The 19232-nt window shown below is 49.8% G+C and carries 15 protein-coding genes and 1 other annotated feature; of the genes, 11 read left to right on the top strand and 4 right to left on the bottom strand.

Annotation, left to right across the window (positions count from 1 at the left end; genetic code table 11):
• Positions 1–83: 83 nt before the first annotated feature.
• Genes L6H70_RS13665 through L6H70_RS13655 form a run of 3 tightly spaced genes read right to left on the bottom strand, consistent with a single transcriptional unit; the run spans position 84 to position 3437 of the window.
• The gene (locus L6H70_RS13665; RefSeq protein WP_236333892.1) at positions 84–1256 is read right to left on the bottom strand and encodes a glycoside hydrolase family 130 protein; all 1173 of its coding nucleotides are present in this window, start codon (positions 1254–1256) and stop codon (positions 84–86) included.
• Positions 1257–2471, bottom strand: coding sequence for an AGE family epimerase/isomerase (locus tag L6H70_RS13660; RefSeq protein ID WP_236333890.1), 1215 nt, complete (start codon positions 2469–2471; stop codon positions 1257–1259).
• 15 nt (positions 2472–2486) lie between these two features.
• On the bottom strand, positions 2487–3437 hold the full coding sequence (locus L6H70_RS13655) for a glycoside hydrolase family 113 (RefSeq protein ID WP_236333889.1): 951 nt from the start codon (positions 3435–3437) through the stop codon (positions 2487–2489).
• A gap of 274 nt (positions 3438–3711) precedes the next feature.
• On the opposite strand from L6H70_RS13655, the gene L6H70_RS13650 reads away from it, so the two are divergent.
• The 8 genes from L6H70_RS13650 to L6H70_RS13615 all read left to right on the top strand — a co-directional run bounded on the left by L6H70_RS13650 (position 3712) and on the right by L6H70_RS13615 (position 14278).
• On the top strand, positions 3712–4479 hold the full coding sequence (locus L6H70_RS13650; RefSeq protein ID WP_236333887.1) for a response regulator transcription factor: 768 nt from the start codon (positions 3712–3714) through the stop codon (positions 4477–4479).
• A gap of 315 nt (positions 4480–4794) precedes the next feature.
• Positions 4795–6168, top strand: a complete 1374-nt coding sequence (locus L6H70_RS13645) for an ABC transporter substrate-binding protein (protein WP_236333885.1) — start codon at positions 4795–4797, stop codon at positions 6166–6168.
• 153 nt (positions 6169–6321) lie between these two features.
• Entirely contained in the window at positions 6322–7203 is an 882-nt protein-coding gene (locus L6H70_RS13640) for a carbohydrate ABC transporter permease (protein ID WP_236334056.1), read from the top strand.
• 3 nt (positions 7204–7206) lie between these two features.
• Positions 7207–8040 carry a carbohydrate ABC transporter permease gene (locus L6H70_RS13635; RefSeq protein ID WP_236333884.1) on the top strand — a complete coding sequence of 278 codons (834 nt, stop codon included), beginning with the start codon at positions 7207–7209 and terminating at the stop codon, positions 8038–8040.
• Positions 8041–8107: 67 nt separating this feature from the next.
• Entirely contained in the window at positions 8108–9130 is a 1023-nt protein-coding gene (locus tag L6H70_RS13630; protein WP_236333882.1) for a glycoside hydrolase family 130 protein, read from the top strand.
• Positions 9131–9266: 136 nt separating this feature from the next.
• Positions 9267–10226, top strand: coding sequence for an acetylxylan esterase (locus tag L6H70_RS13625; RefSeq protein ID WP_423802819.1), 960 nt, complete (start codon positions 9267–9269; stop codon positions 10224–10226).
• Positions 10227–10272: 46 nt separating this feature from the next.
• Positions 10273–12339 (top strand): methyl-accepting chemotaxis protein, encoded by a 2067-nt coding sequence (locus L6H70_RS13620; protein WP_236333880.1) that lies wholly within the window; start codon positions 10273–10275, stop codon positions 12337–12339.
• A 199-nt stretch (positions 12340–12538) separates the two neighbouring features.
• Complete coding sequence (locus L6H70_RS13615; protein ID WP_236333878.1) at positions 12539–14278, top strand: peptidoglycan D,D-transpeptidase FtsI family protein; 1740 nt, start codon at positions 12539–12541, stop codon at positions 14276–14278.
• Here L6H70_RS13615 and L6H70_RS13610 read toward each other — a convergent pair.
• The gene (locus tag L6H70_RS13610; protein WP_236333876.1) at positions 14239–15435 is read right to left on the bottom strand and encodes an AI-2E family transporter; all 1197 of its coding nucleotides are present in this window, start codon (positions 15433–15435) and stop codon (positions 14239–14241) included. The two genes, L6H70_RS13615 and L6H70_RS13610, sit on opposite strands and share 40 nt — an antisense overlap.
• Before the next feature lie 297 nt (positions 15436–15732).
• On the opposite strand from L6H70_RS13610, the gene L6H70_RS13605 reads away from it, so the two are divergent.
• The 3 genes from L6H70_RS13605 to L6H70_RS13595 all read left to right on the top strand — a co-directional run bounded on the left by L6H70_RS13605 (position 15733) and on the right by L6H70_RS13595 (position 19147).
• Entirely contained in the window at positions 15733–17115 is a 1383-nt protein-coding gene (locus tag L6H70_RS13605; RefSeq protein WP_236333875.1) for a polysaccharide deacetylase family protein, read from the top strand.
• A gap of 191 nt (positions 17116–17306) precedes the next feature.
• Complete coding sequence (locus L6H70_RS13600; protein WP_236333873.1) at positions 17307–17900, top strand: chloramphenicol phosphotransferase CPT family protein; 594 nt, start codon at positions 17307–17309, stop codon at positions 17898–17900.
• A gap of 74 nt (positions 17901–17974) precedes the next feature.
• Positions 17975–18213, top strand: a binding site (T-box leader).
• Between the two features lie 40 nt (positions 18214–18253).
• The gene (locus tag L6H70_RS13595; RefSeq protein WP_236333871.1) at positions 18254–19147 is read left to right on the top strand and encodes a GNAT family N-acetyltransferase; all 894 of its coding nucleotides are present in this window, start codon (positions 18254–18256) and stop codon (positions 19145–19147) included.
• The last annotated feature ends 85 nt before the right edge of the window (positions 19148–19232 follow it).

The raw sequence follows: 19232 nt of genomic DNA, 5'->3' as shown, positions 1-19232 counted from the left end.
CGGCTCTGGACAGAACGATTCGTTCTGCCGGAGCCGCCTTCTTGCACAGTTGTGCTGGCTGATGATTAGGAGTGAATATGAGATTAGAGCTGCAAATTACGGTCGACCAGCGCGATCCGCTGCTGAACGCAGGCATAGGAGCGGAGCGGATCTTCCGGCGTGTTCAGCACATAATCGAGCATCTGGTCAACGGTGGTAGTAGCTACATGAACACGGGTATCAGAGGATGCATAGTAGATGTAGATGTCTCCGTTGTCGCGGGCGATAACACCGTTACAGAATACGACGTTCGATACATCACCGACGCGTTCCTCGCCATCCGGTGCGATGAAATGTCCGCCGGGAGCGTGGGTAACTTTGTTCGGCTCATTCAGGTCCGACAGGAAGGCGTAGAGCACGTAACGCAGGCCTGCAGCGGTATTGCGCACGCCATGGGCGATATGCAGCCAGCCGCGCGGGGTCTTGATCGGAGCTGGTCCTTGGCCGTTCTTCACTTCTTTGATCGTATGGTAGTAGCGCTGATCCATGATGGACTCACTGGTAATCACAGCATTCTCGATCGTGTCAGACAAGCCCCAGCCGATGCCGCCGCCGGAGCCGGCGTCGATGAAACCATCCTGAGGACGTGTGTAGAAAGCATATTTGCCGTCTACGAATTCAGGATGCAGCACGACATTGCGCTGCTGGGCGGAGCCGGTCTTAAGGTCAGCCAGGCGCTCCCACGTTTTCAGGTCTTTAGTGCGGGTGATGCCGCACTGTGCTACAGCGCTGGACAGATCGCCGTGCGGGGCATCCGGGTCTTTGCGTTCGGTGCAGAACAGTCCGTAGATCCAGCCGTCGGCATGTTTGACCAGACGCATATCATAGACGTTGATGTCCGGATCTTCTGTCTCAGGCAGCACAACCGGGTGATCCCAGAAGCGGAAGCCGTCCACACCGCTGTCGCTCTCGGCAACGGCGAAGAAGGATTTGCGGTCATTGCCCTCTACACGGGCCACAATATAGAATTTGCCATCCAGTTCGATTGCCCCCGGATTGAAGACTCCGTTCACGCCGATTCTTTCAGCGAAATATGGGTTGGTCTCAGGGTTGAAGTCATAACGCCAGATCAACGGTGCATGCTCTGCGGTCAGCAGCGGATACTGGTAACGGTCATAGATACCGTTGCCGAAAGGCACCTTTTCGTTTTTGCGTCCAATCAGTGCCTCATAGCGTTCGGTTAACTGCGTTTTGCGTTCCTCAAATACTGAAGTCATTTAGATAGTCTCCTTTATAGATGATTTAAGTCGTGCGATCATTTCGAAGCAGGCTCTGCTGTTATGATAAGGGCATTTCCAGGCGCTGACCTTCGGCTCATGAGCAACCGGCTGCAGATTGTGGTCAACCCCCCAATACCATTCGCCCAGCTTGTGGTCGACCATGTAGCTGTCAATAAAGTTCAATGACGCTGCGGCAGCTTCCTGGAAGCGGGCATCCTCTGTCAGCTGGTAGGCATTGTAGAAACCGACCATGGCTTCCGCCTGAGGCCACCAGTCTTTGTCCTTAGAGATTAAGCCATTGCTGTCCGCTTCGTTCCATATTCCGCCGTCAGCGTCGATACCTTCGTTAAGAGTGGCTTCTGCCATTGAGACGGCTACTTTCTGGACGCGCTGCAGAAGCTCCTCATCACCAAGTACTTCCGCAGCCTCTACCAGCAGCCAGCTGCCTTCGATATCATGACCGTAGGAGATGATATCGGATTTCACATTCCACTCTTCGTCCATGAACAGGAGGAAATGCTTGCCCTCATCATCTATGATGTGTTCGAGCATGGTCTCAATCAGTTCTGCCAGCTTGACCCGCAGCTCCTCTGATTTCCATACCCGGTAAAGGCCTGTATAGCCCTCGAGCACATGAAGATGTGTGTTCATCGATTTTTTCTCGTTCATATCCTTGGCGCTGAGGGACAGGTCTTCGGTCAGCTGCCAGTCGCGTGCGAGTGCTTCAATATAACCTTTATAAAGAGGATCATAGCCGTGTTTCTCCAAGAGACGGAACAGCTCTACAGCTTGCTCCAGCGCTTCTGTATGTCCGGTAGCATGATGATATTCGGCCAGGGCATAAATTGCGAATGCTTGGCCATACACCTGCTTCTTCAGCTGGGAAGGTGAACCCGCTGCATCCACCATCCAATATAATCCGCCGTATTCCTTATCTAGGAAATGCTCAAGCAGATAACCGTAGGCGCGTTCGGCGATCGCGAGATACTCGGCTTTACGGTACGTACGATAAGCTGTCGCAAAGGTCCAGAGAATCCGCGCATTGAGTACAAGGCTCTTCCCGGCGCCTTCCACAATATTCAGCTGATTGTCAATCTCGCCGACAAACCCGCCGTGCTGCTCATCCAGGGTATGCTTCATCCAGAAGCCGAGGATATTGTCCTGAAGCTCCTGCTCCAGTGCGTTCAGCCATTGTTCAGGTGAATTATTCATAGAGATGATTCACTCCTAACCATTGATTTTGGAAGTATAGTAGTCTTTGATAACCGGTGCCGCTGCCTTGCCGTACATGCAGTAGTCATCATTAACTGGCGCTTCTTCGGGCGGATAGAGGCGTGCCGGCCAATCCCACAGCATAAAGCCCTGTACCCAGTCCCGGCGTTCACAGCTGCCGAACATGGCTTGGTAGAAACGGCTCTGCTCTTCTTCACTCGGCTCACCTGCCAGCGTCCAGTCATTGGGGATGGCTGCGCTGCCTGTCCGGCTGGGACAGCCCGCTTCCATGAAGAAGAACGGTTTGTCCTGCTTCTTCACCACAGCTTCAATCCGGTCCAGCTGAGCTTCCCAGTCGTGTTCAGGATAGTAGCCGCTGGAGGAAATGACATCGAGCGCATCCCACCAGGTCACATTATCCTCCTGATACTTATCGCAATTGTACGTAATAACGCCGCTATAGACCTTACGTACTTCAGCAATCAAAGCCCGCCACTCTGCTTCGCGTCTGTCCGCCTGAACCAGCTCACAGCCGATGCAGAACATTTCGCAGCCGCTTTCTTCAGCGATTGCAGCATAATGCAGAATAAAGGCGGTATAAGAGCGGAACCACTCCGACCATTTGGGCTCGCAGGGAACATCCTTGTCGAAAAAGTTGATATGAGCCCGCCAAGTGCCGTCTGCGCAATTGACGATCGGTTTCAGGCAAACCTTCAGCTGCAGGGACTTAGCCTTGCGGATGGCCCACAGCACCTCATCATCAGTCACTGTCGGCAGCTCCCAGTAAGGAATTTCTGTAGATTGCGGGGTGGCTTGGATAGCACTGAAGGCGATGGCTGTCCAATTCGCGCCGGTAACCGATTTCATAAGCTCCATTGAAGTTTCGGCTGAATCGAGCGCCCACGTTCCGCGCCTGCCCATAAAGCCCCAGGTTACGCCTCCGACGTATTCATTCAGCAGTGACATTTGGAAACCTCGCTTTACTAAAATATAGGCTTTGACAGCATAACAAAAGTTGTGTTTTGTTATATTGTTATTATAAAAATGTTAGTTATTGATAACAACAATACAATTTAGTTATAACCCTTTTTAGGTATGATTTCAAGGGGGAAATGTGTAAAGTAAACAGAAGACTATAAAAGAGCAACACAGCACATTTTATATTGTAGGAAGGAAGCCTATAATGAAATGGTAGCGCAATCATTCCGCTCGGATATTACAACTGGAGGCGATTTTCTAAGTGATCAGAGTCATGATAGCGGATGATGAGGAAGTTATTCGCCGTGGGCTTGAGAAGATTACTTCCAGAATGGATTTGGAAGTGGAGGTTATCGGCTCTCACGGCAACGGCCTGGAGGCGTGGAACCAGCTTTCTGCTTTAACGGAAGAGGACATCGACCTGCTAATTACAGATATCAAAATGCCGAGAATGGACGGCTTTAAGCTGATAGAAGAAGCCCGCGGCCATATGAAGAACCTGCCGATTGCAGTGCTGAGCGGATTTAGTGATTTTGACTATGCCCGGCGGGCAATGCGATTCGGCGCACTGGATTATCTGCTCAAGCCCATTGAGAAATCACAATTATATGAGCTGCTGAAGAGGGTGGAGGAGAACAAGAAGCTTAAGGCTGCTGAACCGCAGCAGGAAGCTGTGCAGGCATCCGAAGGCGGAGAGCATTATGTGGTCGAGCAGACCAAGAGCATTCTGGAGAAGGAATATAACCACAATTTTGAACTGGAGCGGCTGGCGGAGACGGTTGGAATGAATGCCAGCTATATCAGCCGTTTATTCAAATATAAGACCGGGCAGACAATTACGGAGTATCTGATTGGAATACGGATTGCCAAGGCAAAGGAGCTGCTGACCGGGCGGCCTGATCTTAAAAATTATGAGATTGCGGAAATGGTCGGCTACAGTGACCCGGTGTATTTCAATAAGCTGTTTAAAAAGATATGCGGTATGACTCCGAAAGATTATAAAAGCGGTTGTAGGGTTCCGAAAAGCTAAACCCGGTTTACACATATTAATAGGAAAGGATTTATCCTAGGAGGGCGGACAGCCCTCCTTTTTGGCGTTGTTTTCTATAAAATAATAAATTAATAAAACAAAAATAACAAATATAAGACCAGAAAAAACAATTGAAACCATCGTTTTGGGTGTGAGAACGATTTATAATAAGCTTGTAAGCGATACCAACACTCTTTTCAAGGCGATTCGGGCGGAAGGTAAGTAGTTATAGGGTCTTGATCGTTTTAACCGGAAAAGTTTGTTAGGTTTTTTGTTATTAATTACCGTGAATCGAAGAGAGGGGTCAAAAAAGCAATGAAGAAGACCAAAGCAGTTACAAGTTTGGCAGCGCTCACGCTAATGGCGGGCTTATTCGCAGGCTGTTCATCGAACAACAACAACGCGGATAATGCAGCTGCAACAAATGCAGGAAATACAGGAACAGGTACGGAGGCTACTGCAGCCCCAGAAGGCGATGCAGCTAAGGATATCAAAGGTGATATCACAGTAATCACGCAGCGTACGGATATCGTTGATACCGTATTCAAAGACTATGCAGCCAAGTTCAATGAGAAATATCCTAATGTCAAAGTCAACTTCGAGGCACTGTCCAGCTACGAGGATCAGATCAAGATCCGCATGAGCACCAATGATTACGGCGATGTTCTGCTGCTGCCTACAAGCGTTGCCATTAAAGATCTTCCGGATTTCTTTGAGCCGCTGGGCAAAATGTCCGACCTGCAGCAGCAATATACGGGCCTTGAAGAACGCAGTGTAGACGGCATTTCCTACGGTATTCCAATTACTGTTAACTTCTCCGGTGTGATTTACAACAAGCAGGTGTTCAAGGATGCAGGAATTACAGAGGTTCCAAGAACCTTTGAACAGTTCCAGACAGCTCTGCAGAACATCAAAGACAAAACGGATGCTGTGCCGCTGTATACGAACTATGCCGCAGGCTGGACGCTAACCCAATGGGAAGCTGATCTGGCTACCGTTGCCGGCGACCGTGATTATGTAAATATCGCTCAGGTTGCTTCCGACGACAACTTCGTACAGGGACAACCGCACTACGACCTGTACAAAGTAATGTACGATGCAGCGAAGAACGGTCTGATTGAAGAAGACCCTACAACTACCGACTGGGAAACTTCCAAGGCTGACCTAGCTAACGGCAAAATCGGTACGATGATGCTCGGCTCCTGGGCAATCGGCCAAATCAAAGGACTGGCTACCAATCCTGATGATGTCGGCTTCATGCCTTTCCCTACCAATGCCAGCAAAATCCTTGTACCGCTCTCTGATGACTACAACCTGGGTATCAGCCTCCACAGCAAAAACAAAGAAGCAGCAAGAGCGTGGGTGGACTGGTTCATCAACGAATCCGGCTATCCGACCACTGAAGGCGGCGGTATGAGCCCGGTTAAAGGCGCTGAGCTTCCGGAAATCCTTAAGCAATTTGAAGGCACTGACGTAACGTTCGACACTATTGCACCAGCTAAAGCCGGCGAAGAAGGCTGGGTGGATGCAATCGATAAAGAAGCAGAAATCGGCCTTTGGCAGCCTGACTTCAAGAAAGTCATTATCGAAGCTGCAATCGGCAACCGCAAGGATTCCTACGACGATATCATGAAAGACCTGAACGACAAATGGAAAGCGGCAAGAGCTAAGGTTACTGCTGCTAAGTAATTTACAAAGCAATCATACGCATGATCGTTACATGGATAAACGCAGAGTGAAGACAGATTCAAGAGAACGGGGAGATGCCAAAGCGCATTTTCCCCTTCACTTTTGCGGGATTAGGACAGGGTTTGGAGTTATTAGCATGTGTTCTTAGGAGGTGTGGAGAGATTGTCCAACTTGAGCTATAAAAATCAGCGGATTTTGATCATTTTTTTATTCTCGTTAGTTCCGGTAGTGCTGCTGTTGACGTTCTCATATTTACCTGTATTCAAAATGTTCCAGTACAGCTTCACAAGCTGGGACGGCTTCAGCAAAAACATGGAGTACGTCGGGTTTGACAACTACAAGACGATCTTTACCAAACCGGAGTATTTTGCCGTATTTAAGGTCAGTCTGTATTATTTCTTTGCAACGTTTGTGCAAATGGGGCTGGCCCTGTATTTTGCGACCATCCTGAGCTTTAATGTTCGTCTGAAGAACTGGTTTAAAGGAATTCTGTTCTTCCCGACTCTGCTCAACGGGGTGGCTATCGGATTCATCTTCCTGTTTTTCTTCAAACCGGAGGGTACGCTCAATACAATACTTGACCTGGTCGGACTTGGAGCCTGGCAGCAGAAATGGCTGCTGAATCCGCATCTGATCAATATTTCCCTCGCCTTTGCTTCGGTGTGGAGATATATGGGGATGAACTTCATTATTTTCCTTGGAGCGATTTCTTCGATCGGCAGTGATATTTATGAGGCTTCGGAAATTGACGGCGCCAACCGCTGGCACCAGTTCAGACATATTATCATTCCAAGCATCAAAAAAATTCTGCAGCTCAATCTGATCCTCGCGGTGAGCGGAGCGATCGGTGTGTTCGAAATTCCGTACGTCATGACCGGGGGCTCTAATGGCAGCGGTACGTTTGTCATTCAGACCGTCGATGTGGCCTTCAAATACAGCAAGCTGGGTCTTGCTTCGGCGATGGCTGTGGTGCTGCTGGGTATCGTTGTTATTGTGACTATTCTGCAGCGTGTGCTGATTAAGGAGGAGAAGTAAGATATGCATACTTTTAAATACACCGCAGCTTCTTTCTTCAAATATCTTACCTTAGTCTTAGGCGCGCTCGCCGCACTGATTCCGATTCTGGTCGTCTTTTTCGCATCGCTCAAGACCAATGCGGAGTACGCCAGTACCGGCCCGCTTACCCTGCCGGAGAATTGGCTGAATTTCAGCAACTATACCAAGGCTTTTGTCGACGGCAATATGCTGCTCGGCTTCATGAACACCATTATCATCGTGCTTATTTCCATTGCCGGAGCTACGCTGACCGGATCAATGATGGCCTATATTCTGGCTCGCTTCAAATTCAAAGGCAGCAAGCTGCTGATGGGCGCTTTTCTGCTGGCAACCCTGATTCCGGGTGTAACCACCCAGGTCGCTACCTTCCAGATCATCAACTCGCTGGATTTGTTCAATACGCGCTGGGCGCCGATCCTGATGTATCTCGGTACCGACATTATCGCGGTTTATATTTTCATGCAGTTCCTGGATTCGATTTCTGAGTCGCTGGATGAATCGGCCATGCTGGACGGCGCATCGTACTGGACGATTTACTGGAGAATTATTTTGCCGCTGCTGAGTCCTGCGATTGTCACGGTCATTATCGTGAAGGGTGTCAACATCTACAATGACTTTTACACGCCTTTCCTATATATGCCAAAAAGCAGCCTCCAGGTCGTTTCCACCGCACTGTTCAAATTTAAAGGGCCTTACGGCTCGCAGTGGGAGGTTATCTGTGCCGCGATTATGATTGCGATCATTCCGACGCTGATTGCCTTCATCGCCTTGCAAAAGTACATCTATAACGGCTTTGCACAAGGCTCGGTAAAATAAGGCTGGTTATTTGATTAGGTAAAATTCACCGCAGCGTAGGCTGCACTATTTTGAGAGGAGCATAACTATGAAAGAAGTACAGCTAATCGGCAATCATCTGCCGAATATTCCCTGGCAGGACAGACCCGCAGGAAATGACAATCCGGTATGGAGACATAATGACAACCCGGTCATCAAACGCAATCCGGCCAAAGGCGTTGCGCGGATCTTTAACAGTGCCGTTATTGCCTATGAAGGCAGCTTCCTCGGCGTGTTCCGTGTAGAGGATAATACTACCCGCCCTCACCTTCGGATGGGCCATAGCGCAGACGGCCTGGAGTGGAAAATCGACGACGAGCCGATTCAGTTTACCGACGAAGAAGGCAAGCCTTACGCACCGCGTTATGCCTATGACCCTCGTCTTGTGAAAGTAGAAGATACCTATTACATCATTTGGTGCACGGATTTCTACGGTGCAGCCATCGGGGTAGCCAAAACCCAGGATTTCAAAACGTTCGTTAGCCTGGAAAATCCGTTCCTGCCGTTCAACCGGAATGGCGTATTGTTCCCTAAGAAGCTGAATGGCAATTTTGTAATGCTGTCCCGTCCGAGCGACAGCGGTCATACCCCGTTCGGTGACGTATTCCTGAGCGAAAGCCCAGATTTCGTCTACTGGGGCAAACACCGTCATGTTATGTCCAAAGGCGGTCAAGGCTGGTGGCAAAGTACGAAGATCGGCGGCGGCCCTGCACCGATTGAGACTACCGAAGGCTGGCTGATGTTCTATCACGGCGTAACCACAACCTGCAACGGCCTTGTGTACAGCATGGGTGCGGTGATTCTCGATAAGGACGAGCCGTCCAGAGTGAAATACCGCTCCAGAAACTTCGTGCTTACACCGGAAGAATGGTATGAGGAAAGAGGTTTCGTTAACAACGTGCTGTTCCCTTGTGCAGCACTTACCGACGCCGAAACCGGCCGCATCGCCATCTACTACGGCGCCGCTGACACCTATGTAGGTGTGGCCTATACCACCGTGCAGGAAATCGTTAACTATGTCATCGAAACCCATGAAGAAGTTGGCGACGACGCGGGTCCCGGCAAGATCTAGGACGGAATAGCTATTATCCGCAGCCGAGTTGCTGCACAGAGCGAAAACCCATTTACAATGGGTTTTTCGTTCTGTTCATCTTCCAAGCTTCATCTCCCATTTACCTAATCTAAAATTAACCCTAAGGAGAATCATCATGAACGAACGATCCCTGTCCCAATTACAAGCCTATAAAGGCATCAGCCCGAAGCCGGCTGATTTCGACCAATACTGGGAACGAGCGCTGTATGAGCTGGATGCCCAGCCGCTTGACTATGAACTGGTACCGGCCGAATTTACGAGCGAGCTGGCTGAATGTTTTCATCTGTATTTTAGAGGCGTAGGCGGAGCCAGAGTGCATTGTAAATATGTAAGACCGAAGAAGGCGGCCGGTGAGAAAGGGCCCGGAGTGGTCATGTTCCACGGTTACTCCTGCGACAGCGGTGACTGGCTGGAGAAGGTTGCTTATGCCGCTCACGGATTCAGTGTGCTGGCAATGGATTGCCGCGGTCAGGGCGGACTGTCCGAAGATAATCTGACAGTTCAGGGGACAACCATCCGCGGACACATTATCCGGGGGATTGATGACCCTGATCCGGACAACCTGTATTACCGCAATGTATTTCTTGATACCGTACAGACGGCGCGTATTCTGATGGCGATGCCGGAGGTGGATCCTGCACGTGTCGGTGCATCCGGACTGTCACAAGGAGGCGGACTTACAGTTGCCTGCGCTTCCCTGGAGCCCCGTATTGCGGTCGCTGTCCCGGTCTATCCGTTCCTCTCCGATTACAAGCGGGCTTGGGAAGCGAATATTACAACCTCCGCGTATGAGGAAATTAACTATTATTTCCGCTTCTTTGATCCGCATCATCTGCGGGAGGATGAGATTTTTAACCGCCTCGGGTACATTGATATTCAGAATCTGGCAGACCGGATACAAGGCAAGGTGTTATGGGTGACCGGACTCGTGGATACGATCTGTCCTCCTTCGACACAATTCGCTGCATACAACAAAATCACAGCACCGAAAGACCTAATGGTATATCATGAATACGGTCATGAGTATTTGCCATATCTTGCAGACCGGATGCTTCAGATGCTCATGACCTTGTAACGGGACTAACCCTTACAGGAATAATGTGGATCTGGCGGTGAGTTTTTTGAGTAAATCAAGAGCAAGCGGTAAAGGATTAACCTGGCTGCGCCCCTCCAAGTCGATAGGGATGCGGCTTTTTTTGGTGTTTTTCATTTCCACGATGGGAATCGTGCTGTCACTCGGCTATACTTCTTATTCCGTGGCCAAACAAACGATAGAGAACAATGCGCTGTTAGCTAACGAGCAGACGGTGAAGCAAACAGCAGAGAAGCTGGATGTAACTTTGCTGCGTTTTGAAGACAGGCTGGGAGAGCTGTTCTATAACAAGACTATTCGGCAGGCTGTGGAGTCCGGTACTGCATCCGGTGCAGACCAAGAGGAACGCCAAGCCGAAGCCGGCCGGATCCAGGCTGAACTGGACAGCTGGCTGGAAGCAGCGGGTAATATTCAAGCGGTTTATCTCGTCCCCCGGAATGAGAGTCTTTCTTCCTCTTCGGCAGGGGCTACGGATAGTGCCTTTATGGAGGGAATCCGGAAGAACAACTGGTTTAAGCAACTGCTGGAGAAGCCTCAGAGTCTATGGATTACTCAGGGGTTGAAGCAGGGAGCGGCTGATGGTGTCGTCCATTTTGCCCAATCGGTATCCGTTGATTCCGGCAAGGCGGACTATGTGGCGATTTGCGATATCCGGACGACAGAACTGGAAGACCTGCTGAGCAAAGTCAGTCTCGGGAAGGATTCCTACATTCAGCTGCTGACCGGCAAAGATGAGTTGATTGCTACTTCCCAGCATCAGGAGGCGGATTCTTATCTGCGTCTGGGCGGAACCCTGTTCAAAGGGGTAAGCCAAGCTTCAGGCTCTTTGCCAACCAAGGATGAAGAAGGCAAATCGATTCTGGCGGTGTATGGAACACTCGCGAGTTCGGGCTGGAGAGTGCTCGGTGTGGTACCTTCGGAGAATCTGACCAAGGATGCAGGACGTATCCTGAATACGACGTACATTGCCGTTGCTGCTGCAGCACTTATTGCCGTATTAATCGGTCTCTGGATGGTAAGGATGGTCTCAAGTCCTCTGGTCCGGCTTAAGAATCTGATGTTTCATGGTGCGGAAGGAGATCTGCGGGTACGTACCCAAGTGACTTCCCGGGATGAGATCGGCCAGTTGTCCGGTTCGTTCAATATTATGATGGAACGCATTAATGAGCTGGTTGTTCATACGAATGAGACAGCCCGTGAAGTGCTTGAGACTGCGGATGCCCTGGGAAGCGCATCACGCAAGACCGCCTCAGCGGCAAAGGATATTGCCTCGGCAACTGAGGAGATTGCCGGCGGCGCAGGCAGTTTAGCCTTGGAAGCAGACCGGGGAAATGAAATGACGGAGCAAATCTCCGGACGGATGAGCAACGTCATTGCCGCTGCTCATGAGATGAGCAGTACTGCGCATAGTGTTGGACAATCCAGTGAAGAAGGCATGGTTAAGCTGCAGGAGCTGCTGGACAGAACGGAGAGTACAGGGGAGATGACAGGCCGCCTTGTTGTGAAAGTGAATGAGCTCAAGGAAACCGCCTCCTCGGTAATTAAGGTTCTGGAAGTCATGCAGAACATTACGCAGCAGACCAATATATTATCACTTAACGCAACAATTGAAGCAGCGCGGGCAGGTGAAGCAGGCAGCGGCTTCATGGTGGTGGCGGACGAGATCCGCCAGCTGGCCGAGCAGTCCAAACGCTCCATCGCCGTGGTTGCTGAAATTACCGATACCATTATGAAGGATATGAATGAGACCGTAGCCGCACTGTCGGAAGTGGCACCGCTCTTCCAGGAGCAGAGGTCTTCCGTACAGCATACGAGCGAAATCTTCGTGTCTGTACAAGGACAGATGGATCGATTCATTGACAAGCTTGATTCCGTGTCGGATTCCATTGAGGGATTGAACCAGTCACAAAGGGTGCTGTCGGAGACGATTAGTAATGTCAGCTCCTTTGCCGAGGAATCCTCAGCAGCCTCCGAGGAGGTTGCTTCACTTAGCGGTGAGCAGCAGAATGTAAGTAATCATCTGGTCGAGCTGTCCTCCAAGCTGGAGAATGCTTCGCTGATCCTTAAAGAACGATTGTCTAAATTTAGAATGTAGCTCTGGTTAACGAATATTGGCCGCTCTTTCCTTCGGGACAGGGCGGCTTTTTATATTCATGCATTACATCCATGTAATTATTCTGTAAGGTGGGCATAATAAATGCCATGAGTCTTGACCAGCATATGTACCCGCAAATTCAGGAGGAATGGCATTGCATAAGCTTATTCATAAACGCATATTCTGGGGCTTGGTAATTATGTCGGCTTTCATTGGGATACTGATTATCAGGCTTGCCTGGGTTCAATTACTGCTGAAGGACCGTGAGGTTCCGGGAGCGGAGTACACGCTGGCCCAGATGGCCGAAATACAAAGTGAACGGGAAACCATACTCGACAGCGGCCGGGGACGCCTCTATGACCGCAGCGGGAAGCCGCTTGCCGGAGAGACGATATGGACCGCAGCGTTTTTTCCGAAAAATGAGCGGGAGGGTGGGGCGGCCGGTAAGGATTTGCGGCGCCTGGCCACAGTGCTGGATGTTACTTATAGTGAGCTGGAGAGCCGGATTACAGGGCTAAAAGAACCGCTGCTCTGGCCGGTCTCCGGAGGCAAAACTCCCAAGGCGCTGTCTCCCGCGCAGGCTGAAGAAGTGGAGAAGCTTGGCATCGACGGGGTCCGGGCACTGCCTTTTACCCGTAGATATGGGAATGCCGTTTCGGGCCGCCAATGGCTGGGCTATTTGTCTGAGGTTTCACCGGCGGCAGCGAAGAAATCACCCACCGGGCTTAGAGTTCCTTTGGCCGGAACAGACGGACTGGAGAAGACACTTGAACCGCTGCTGCAGGGGGTAGGACATACGGAGGCGTATGCGCAGGTGGATGCGCACGGAAACAAGCTTCCCGGCAGCGGAATTAAAGTCAGAGCTCCAGGCAATCCGTATTATCCGCTGTCAGTCTATACCACTATAGATAAAGGGCTTCAGGAGGGAATAGAGCGGCTGACGGCGGAATCGGGGGTAAAGGAAGGGGCGGTTGTTGTGCTGGACAGCCAAACCGGGGATATCGAGGCGATGGTGTCGCTGCCTTTTTACGATCCGGCGAAGATTTCACCTGAAGGCGGCGAATGGAACAACCGGGCGCTGCAGGCGGCGGTGCCCGGCTCGATCTTTAAGGTTGTCACCGCGGCTGCCGCCCTGGAGGCAGGGGTTACTTCTCCGGAGGAGAAGTTCTATTGCTCCGGGCAATTCGGCAAATACGGCCTGTCCTGTCCCCATGGCAAAGGACACGGCCCCCTTACGCTGGCGCAAGGGTTTGCCGTGTCCTGTAATACGGTTTTTGGGGCGCTGGCTGAGCGGCTAAGCGGAGCCCAGCTCCAGGCGGCAGCGCTGGCACTTGGCCTGGGGAGGGATATCGGCTGGCAGGCGGAGAATACGCTGGGCCAGCCGCTGCTCCGGCCGCTGGCTGGTGAGCAGCGGGGGACGATCTTCAGCACGCTGCTACTCGATGATGCGGGAGCCAGAGTGCAGACAGCCATAGGGCAGCGCGATGTAACGGTAACGCCGCTCCAGGCGGCGAACCTGGTCGTTACGCTGCTCCATAGCGGCGAGGTTAGAGCGCCGCGGATTCTGCAGCGGGTAGCGTTCAAGAACGGCCAGACGCTGCAGAATCTGCCGGCACATCTGGCTCCGGCCACTGCTGGAGCAATCTCGGCAAACACGTCCAAACTGCTGCTCTCTTGGATGCGCCTTGTAGTCACCGAAGGAACAGGGAAGCGGCTGCAGAACAGTAAATGGCCGGTGGCCGGCAAGTCAGGCACTGCTCAGACAATGGTCAAGGGGGTTCCCCGTAACAACCAGTGGTTTATCGGATACGGCCCGGTGGATCATCCCCGCTATGCGGTCTCTGTTGCGGTGGAGAATGTTGCCCCCGGCAGCGCTCATGCCGCGACTAAGCTGTTCGGTCAGATCTTTGATTTGCTGTCCGAATCTTCCGGAGCCTGAGTTTCTGTGGACGATTCACCAGGTACGGCTCCTCCGGCAGTAGAAGGCTCTGAAGCTGCGAACGGTGACACAATGAACTCTTCCTGGGGAAGATAAATCCAGCGCTGCAAATACCCCTGCTGGATCAGCTCTTTGATCAGAATAAGCAGGATAGGCGACAGAATCAGCCCGGCAACGCCGAAGGCTGACATGGAGAAAATCACGAATGCCAGCATCAGAAAGGCAGAGGATACACCGATGGAATTGCCAGTGATTTTCGGTTCCAGCAGCTGTCTGACAATAAGCACTACAGCGAGCAGTATTAAGAGGCCGATGGCAAGCGAAGTGTTGCCCACGATGAACAGATAGACGATCCAGGGTATCAGGATCGTGGATACACCCAGCAGCGGCAGTACATCGAATACGGCGCAGACCAGCGCCATGGTGATTTCATTTCCGGTTCGAAGAATGAACAGGCCGACCAGGACGATGACGAAGGTGATGCTGATCAGGATCAGCTGGGCCTTCAAATAGGAGCCGATCGCTTTAAATACATTTCCCTGGACAAAAGCGTAAGCTGTTTTGAACGTCTTGGGCATTTTGTCATGGGCAATTTTACGCCAGTCCTTAATCTCCATGCTGAGGAAGAATGCCAATATGATGGCGATACCGAAATTCCCCATAAACGAAGAGAAGGAACCGAGCACTCCGATCATATATTTAAAGAAAACGATCAGCCACTTGGAAAGAATATTGGTGGCGTCGGTGAAATAGCCGTTTATTTTGTCGGTCAGGTCAGCTGGCAGGGCATCAATCTGCTGCTGGAGATAGGTGGTGGCTTCTGTGAAATGCTGCTGCATGATTGCGGTATAACGCGGCAGACTATCCTGAAAGTGCAATGCCTGTGTGGCGATCAGCAGCCCGGCACCGAACAAAATACCAAGAAGGATGATCAGGAAGAGCAGAACGGAAATAGCTGAAGCGAAGGGTTTGGCCATTCCCTTCCGGTTCAGGAACCGGGCCAGTGGTTCGATCAGCAGGAAAACAAAAAAAGACAGGAATACTGGTGCAGCCAATTCGTACAGCTTGCTGAAAACGAGCATCACAAGATACACCGTCAGCACGACCAGCCCGATATCGAAGAATGTTCGCCAATATTTTTTGTACAGCGGCAGCATAGATGAACACGACTCCTTTTTCAAATAGCATAATTTAGCTGTTTTTACGTTGCTGCATATCAATGCGTTTCTTTTTAGAGAAAATGACAAAATTACCTTCCATTCATTGTACACGATTTTAATAAAAATGCGTCTTTTTCTTTGGCAGCTGTGTTAAAATAGGGGGTAACGTTTTTTGTGGGACTTCTGCCCGCTAAAAAACCGCGAGACTTCGTTCACACTACTTGGCCGTACCCTAATATCTGCTTGCAGACGTAAGACGAGCCAAAGTCAACTCTGGAAAAGCGGGGAATTTACATGCAGACTTTGCTGCTCTGGTTATTTTATATTTCTTCCTTCTATGCTTTCATTCCCGGAATGATCAGCAGGATTTTCGGCTATCGCGTATTTCGCAAAGGCATTGGGCGTACCGAATTCGCCCTGACTTTTGATGATGGTCCGGACCCGCGCTATACACCGCAATTGCTGGATCTTCTCAAACAGTATGATGCGAAGGCTACCTTCTTTGTCGTTGGGGCCCATGCGGAGCAGAATCCGGAGATTATCAAACGGATGTATGATGAAGGACATCTCATCGGTATTCATAACTATGTGCACAAGACGAATTGGCTGATGCGGCCTGCAACCGTCAAACAGCAAATTAAACGTACGGGTGACATTATTTACAGTATTACCGGAGAGCGGAGCACCTATTACCGTCCGCCTTGGGGGATAGTCAACCTGTTCGACTTCTCCAAGCGCAGACAGGTGCAGATCGTCTTGTGGTCGGCCATGTTCGGCGACTGGAAAGAGAAGCTAGGCGTAGAACGGCTGACCGAGAAGCTGCTCACCAAGCTGGGCCCGGGTGAAGTCATGCTGCTGCATGATTGCGGCACAACCCTGGGGGCTGACCCCAAAGCTCCTGAGCATATGCTGATTGCACTGGAGCGGATGCTAGAAGAGGCTAAAAAACGGGGGCTGCGCAGCATCAGGGTAGATGAAATGATTCAGCACATGCAGAATTCACCGATTCAGCAGCTATCCTTCAGCAAACGGCTGGTCGTTGGATTATGGCTGGTCTGGGAGCAATGTTTCCAGTTTATGTTCCGCATCAAGACCATTGCTCCGGCGGATCCGTTTCTGCATTACCGGCTGCGCAAGTATCAAGGGGATCCGGTGCAGATGGATAACGGTGAACGTCTGATAAAAGGTGACAAGATTATTGAGCTGCATATCGATAACAGGCAGTTGTTTGAGCTGGGTGTGCATTCCCGGTCATCGGCACAGCTTGCGATCCGTATGATTCGCCGTATGGAGAAGGATCTGCCGGTTCTTGCCGAAAGAATTGCCGAGGATATTGACCTGGCTGAGGCTAAAGCGCTGTACGGGGTAAGCATGCTTAACCGCGGTCCGGAGAAATTCGGATTCATGGTGCTTGACCTGCCGGACGGCTGGTTTGCCCGTTCGACCAAGTTCTATTTGAGCATTCTGCTGAGTGTCATTCATCCGGCAGGGGGGGCGCGGCTGAAAGTCCGCAGCGAGGTTCTCGTGCCGAAGATGATGCTGATGCCGGTATCGCAGCTGCTCGACCAGATGAACAAGCAGCGCCCGCAAAAACAGGTGAAGAGCCGTGAGCGCATTCTCGAAGAGGAGCAGCTGTCCCTGGAAGCTGAGCTGCCGGGAGTGACGGTTGTACATTAAACTTCAAGAAGTGAATCTCTATGCTATTATTATTTAATAACTGCTTGAACCCCATATAAGACAGATGCAGGACAGAGGCTCCTTGAGCCTCTGTCTTTTTTATGCGCTGTGTTAGTGATCAAAAGGAGTTGATAAGGCTGTGCAGCGCATCTTAATATAGTTGTATTATCTTATATGAGAGGGTGATTCGTTTGAACCAAGGGCTTATTGTGTTGTTGAACGGAACTTCAAGTTCGGGAAAGACTAGTATTTCTATGGAATTGAAAAACCAGAAAGAGATTCTTTTTCATCATTTGTCTATAGATGATTTTTTTGTTAATTACAATGATTTTATTGATACTAAATTTCCGGATATTGAACCTACAAGAGAAGTTGAAGATGTCGGGCGAATACTTTTTGATCCCATAAACTCACTGTACTATGCAACCATTAAATTGTTTTCGGAAATGGGTTTGAATGTAATCGTCGATACTGTAATCGATAATGACAAGCGGTTTAATGATTTCCTTGATCTGTTTTTCGATCATTCTATATTGTTTGTAGGTGTATTATGCTCGAAAGAAGAACTCGCGAGAAGAGAGCAAATCCGGGGAGACCGTAAGATTGGACTGGCAAATTCCCAGTACGATAAAATATATTCTTTTAATGAATATGACCTTGAAGTAAATACTGAAGAGTTGAGTCCAACAGAATGCGCCGGAAACATATTAAGCTTTATTAAATCGGATCAGGATTACTCTGCATTTAAGAAATTAAGTAGGAAAGTTACGAACAGGATTGTTTAATAATGGGAGCTGTTGTTGTTTGAGTAATTGACAGAATATTGCAAAAATCTTATATTGAGCGTAATTAATAATTACCAAATGCGAGGAAGAGGACAAGACAAGTAGATACGGATACGCCGTTCAGAGAACTGCCGGTTGGTGCAAGGCAGCGGATATCCGAATCCAAAAATCACCTCAGAGCAGGCCCCCGAATTATAGTAGATGGGCTCGGAATTCTACCGTTACATAAGAGCATCGTTGTTGGACGATGGCTAAGAGGGCGTTTATTATAACGTCAATGAGGGTGGTAACGCGGAGCAGCTCCGTCCCGAATGGGATGGAGTTTTTTTGCGTCTTCATACATTGGAAAAACGTTGAGCAGAAGAAAGGGTGAAAATATAATGCAATTCAGGTTGTATACGGATGTGCATGAGTTTTACACGGATACCTATGATGTGCTGATGCGTCATGAAGCGCAAAATTTAATTCCTCTTGGCAATATCATCATCGGGCATGAAGGAAAAGACAAAACAGACTGGCGTGACCCTGTAAATTGGCTTATGGCAACGATTTCGGATGCTAAGGGCGTACGGCTTACCGCCGTAATGACACCGCCACACAATATTACGCTTTATGCAACAGACAACAACATTAACCCGGAAGCTATAAACTGTCTGATAGATGGGCTGAAAGACTATGAAATTCCAGGTGTGACAACCGAAAAAAACTTGGGAGAATATTTTGCCAAAGAATATACCTTGCGCAAGGGAATGACTTTTACAACAACCATGAGCCAGCGTATATATGAACTTACGGCAGTAAACCCTGAACTTCAAAAGGTTGGTATCGTTCGATTGCTGGATGAAAAGGATATTCACTTTTTCCCATACTGGGCTGAAGCCTTTTATGCAGCGGGGAGTTATGGCAAAACAGAAATGTCCATTCCGCAGGATGCAGATCCTTACCTCTATCGAATCGCATCGAAAAAACTCTATATTTTAGAGGACAACGGGATTCCCGTTTCTATGGCAGGATTTACAAGGGTGATGCAGACGGCTATTGGCGTGGCGTTTGTATATACCCCTCCATATGAGCGCAGAAAGGGTTACGCTACTTCCATTGTGGCGCAAATAAGCCTACTTGCATTGAATAAAGGATTTACGAAGTGCGTCTTATATACGGACTTAGCAAATCCTACATCTAATAGCATCTATCAAAAGATTGGCTATAAGCCAGTTTGTGATTCGCTCCAGTTAAAATTTGAATAGAGATGTACCGCCGTTTTTACGTGAGCTATTTCTCGCTTGCTGTCGCTTTTGCAATTTCAGGTGGCATACTAAAAAGAGACCCGGA

It is taken from the genome of Paenibacillus auburnensis, assembly GCF_927798115.1.
GTDB classification, from domain to species: domain Bacteria; phylum Bacillota; class Bacilli; order Paenibacillales; family Paenibacillaceae; genus Paenibacillus_AQ; species Paenibacillus_AQ auburnensis.
Note: the sequence above shows the minus strand (reverse complement) of the source record. Positions and strands in the feature narration are given on the sequence as shown.

Excerpts from the sequence above, each read along its gene's own strand:
- L6H70_RS13610 (WP_236333876.1), bottom strand. The coding sequence starts at position 15,435 with ATGCTGCCGCTGTACAAAAAATATTGGCGAACATTCTTCGATATCGGG.
- L6H70_RS13645 (WP_236333885.1), top strand. The coding sequence starts at position 4,795 with ATGAAGAAGACCAAAGCAGTTACAAGTTTGGCAGCGCTCACGCTAATG.
- L6H70_RS13655 (WP_236333889.1), bottom strand. The coding sequence starts at position 3,437 with ATGTCACTGCTGAATGAATACGTCGGAGGCGTAACCTGGGGCTTTATG.
- L6H70_RS13625 (WP_423802819.1), top strand. The coding sequence starts at position 9,267 with ATGAACGAACGATCCCTGTCCCAATTACAAGCCTATAAAGGCATCAGC.
- L6H70_RS13665 (WP_236333892.1), bottom strand. The coding sequence starts at position 1,256 with ATGACTTCAGTATTTGAGGAACGCAAAACGCAGTTAACCGAACGCTAT.
- L6H70_RS13630 (WP_236333882.1), top strand. The coding sequence starts at position 8,108 with ATGAAAGAAGTACAGCTAATCGGCAATCATCTGCCGAATATTCCCTGG.
- L6H70_RS13615 (WP_236333878.1), top strand. The coding sequence starts at position 12,539 with ATGTCGGCTTTCATTGGGATACTGATTATCAGGCTTGCCTGGGTTCAA.
- L6H70_RS13635 (WP_236333884.1), top strand. The coding sequence starts at position 7,207 with ATGCATACTTTTAAATACACCGCAGCTTCTTTCTTCAAATATCTTACC.
- L6H70_RS13605 (WP_236333875.1), top strand. The coding sequence starts at position 15,733 with ATGCAGACTTTGCTGCTCTGGTTATTTTATATTTCTTCCTTCTATGCT.
- L6H70_RS13660 (WP_236333890.1), bottom strand. The coding sequence starts at position 2,471 with ATGAATAATTCACCTGAACAATGGCTGAACGCACTGGAGCAGGAGCTT.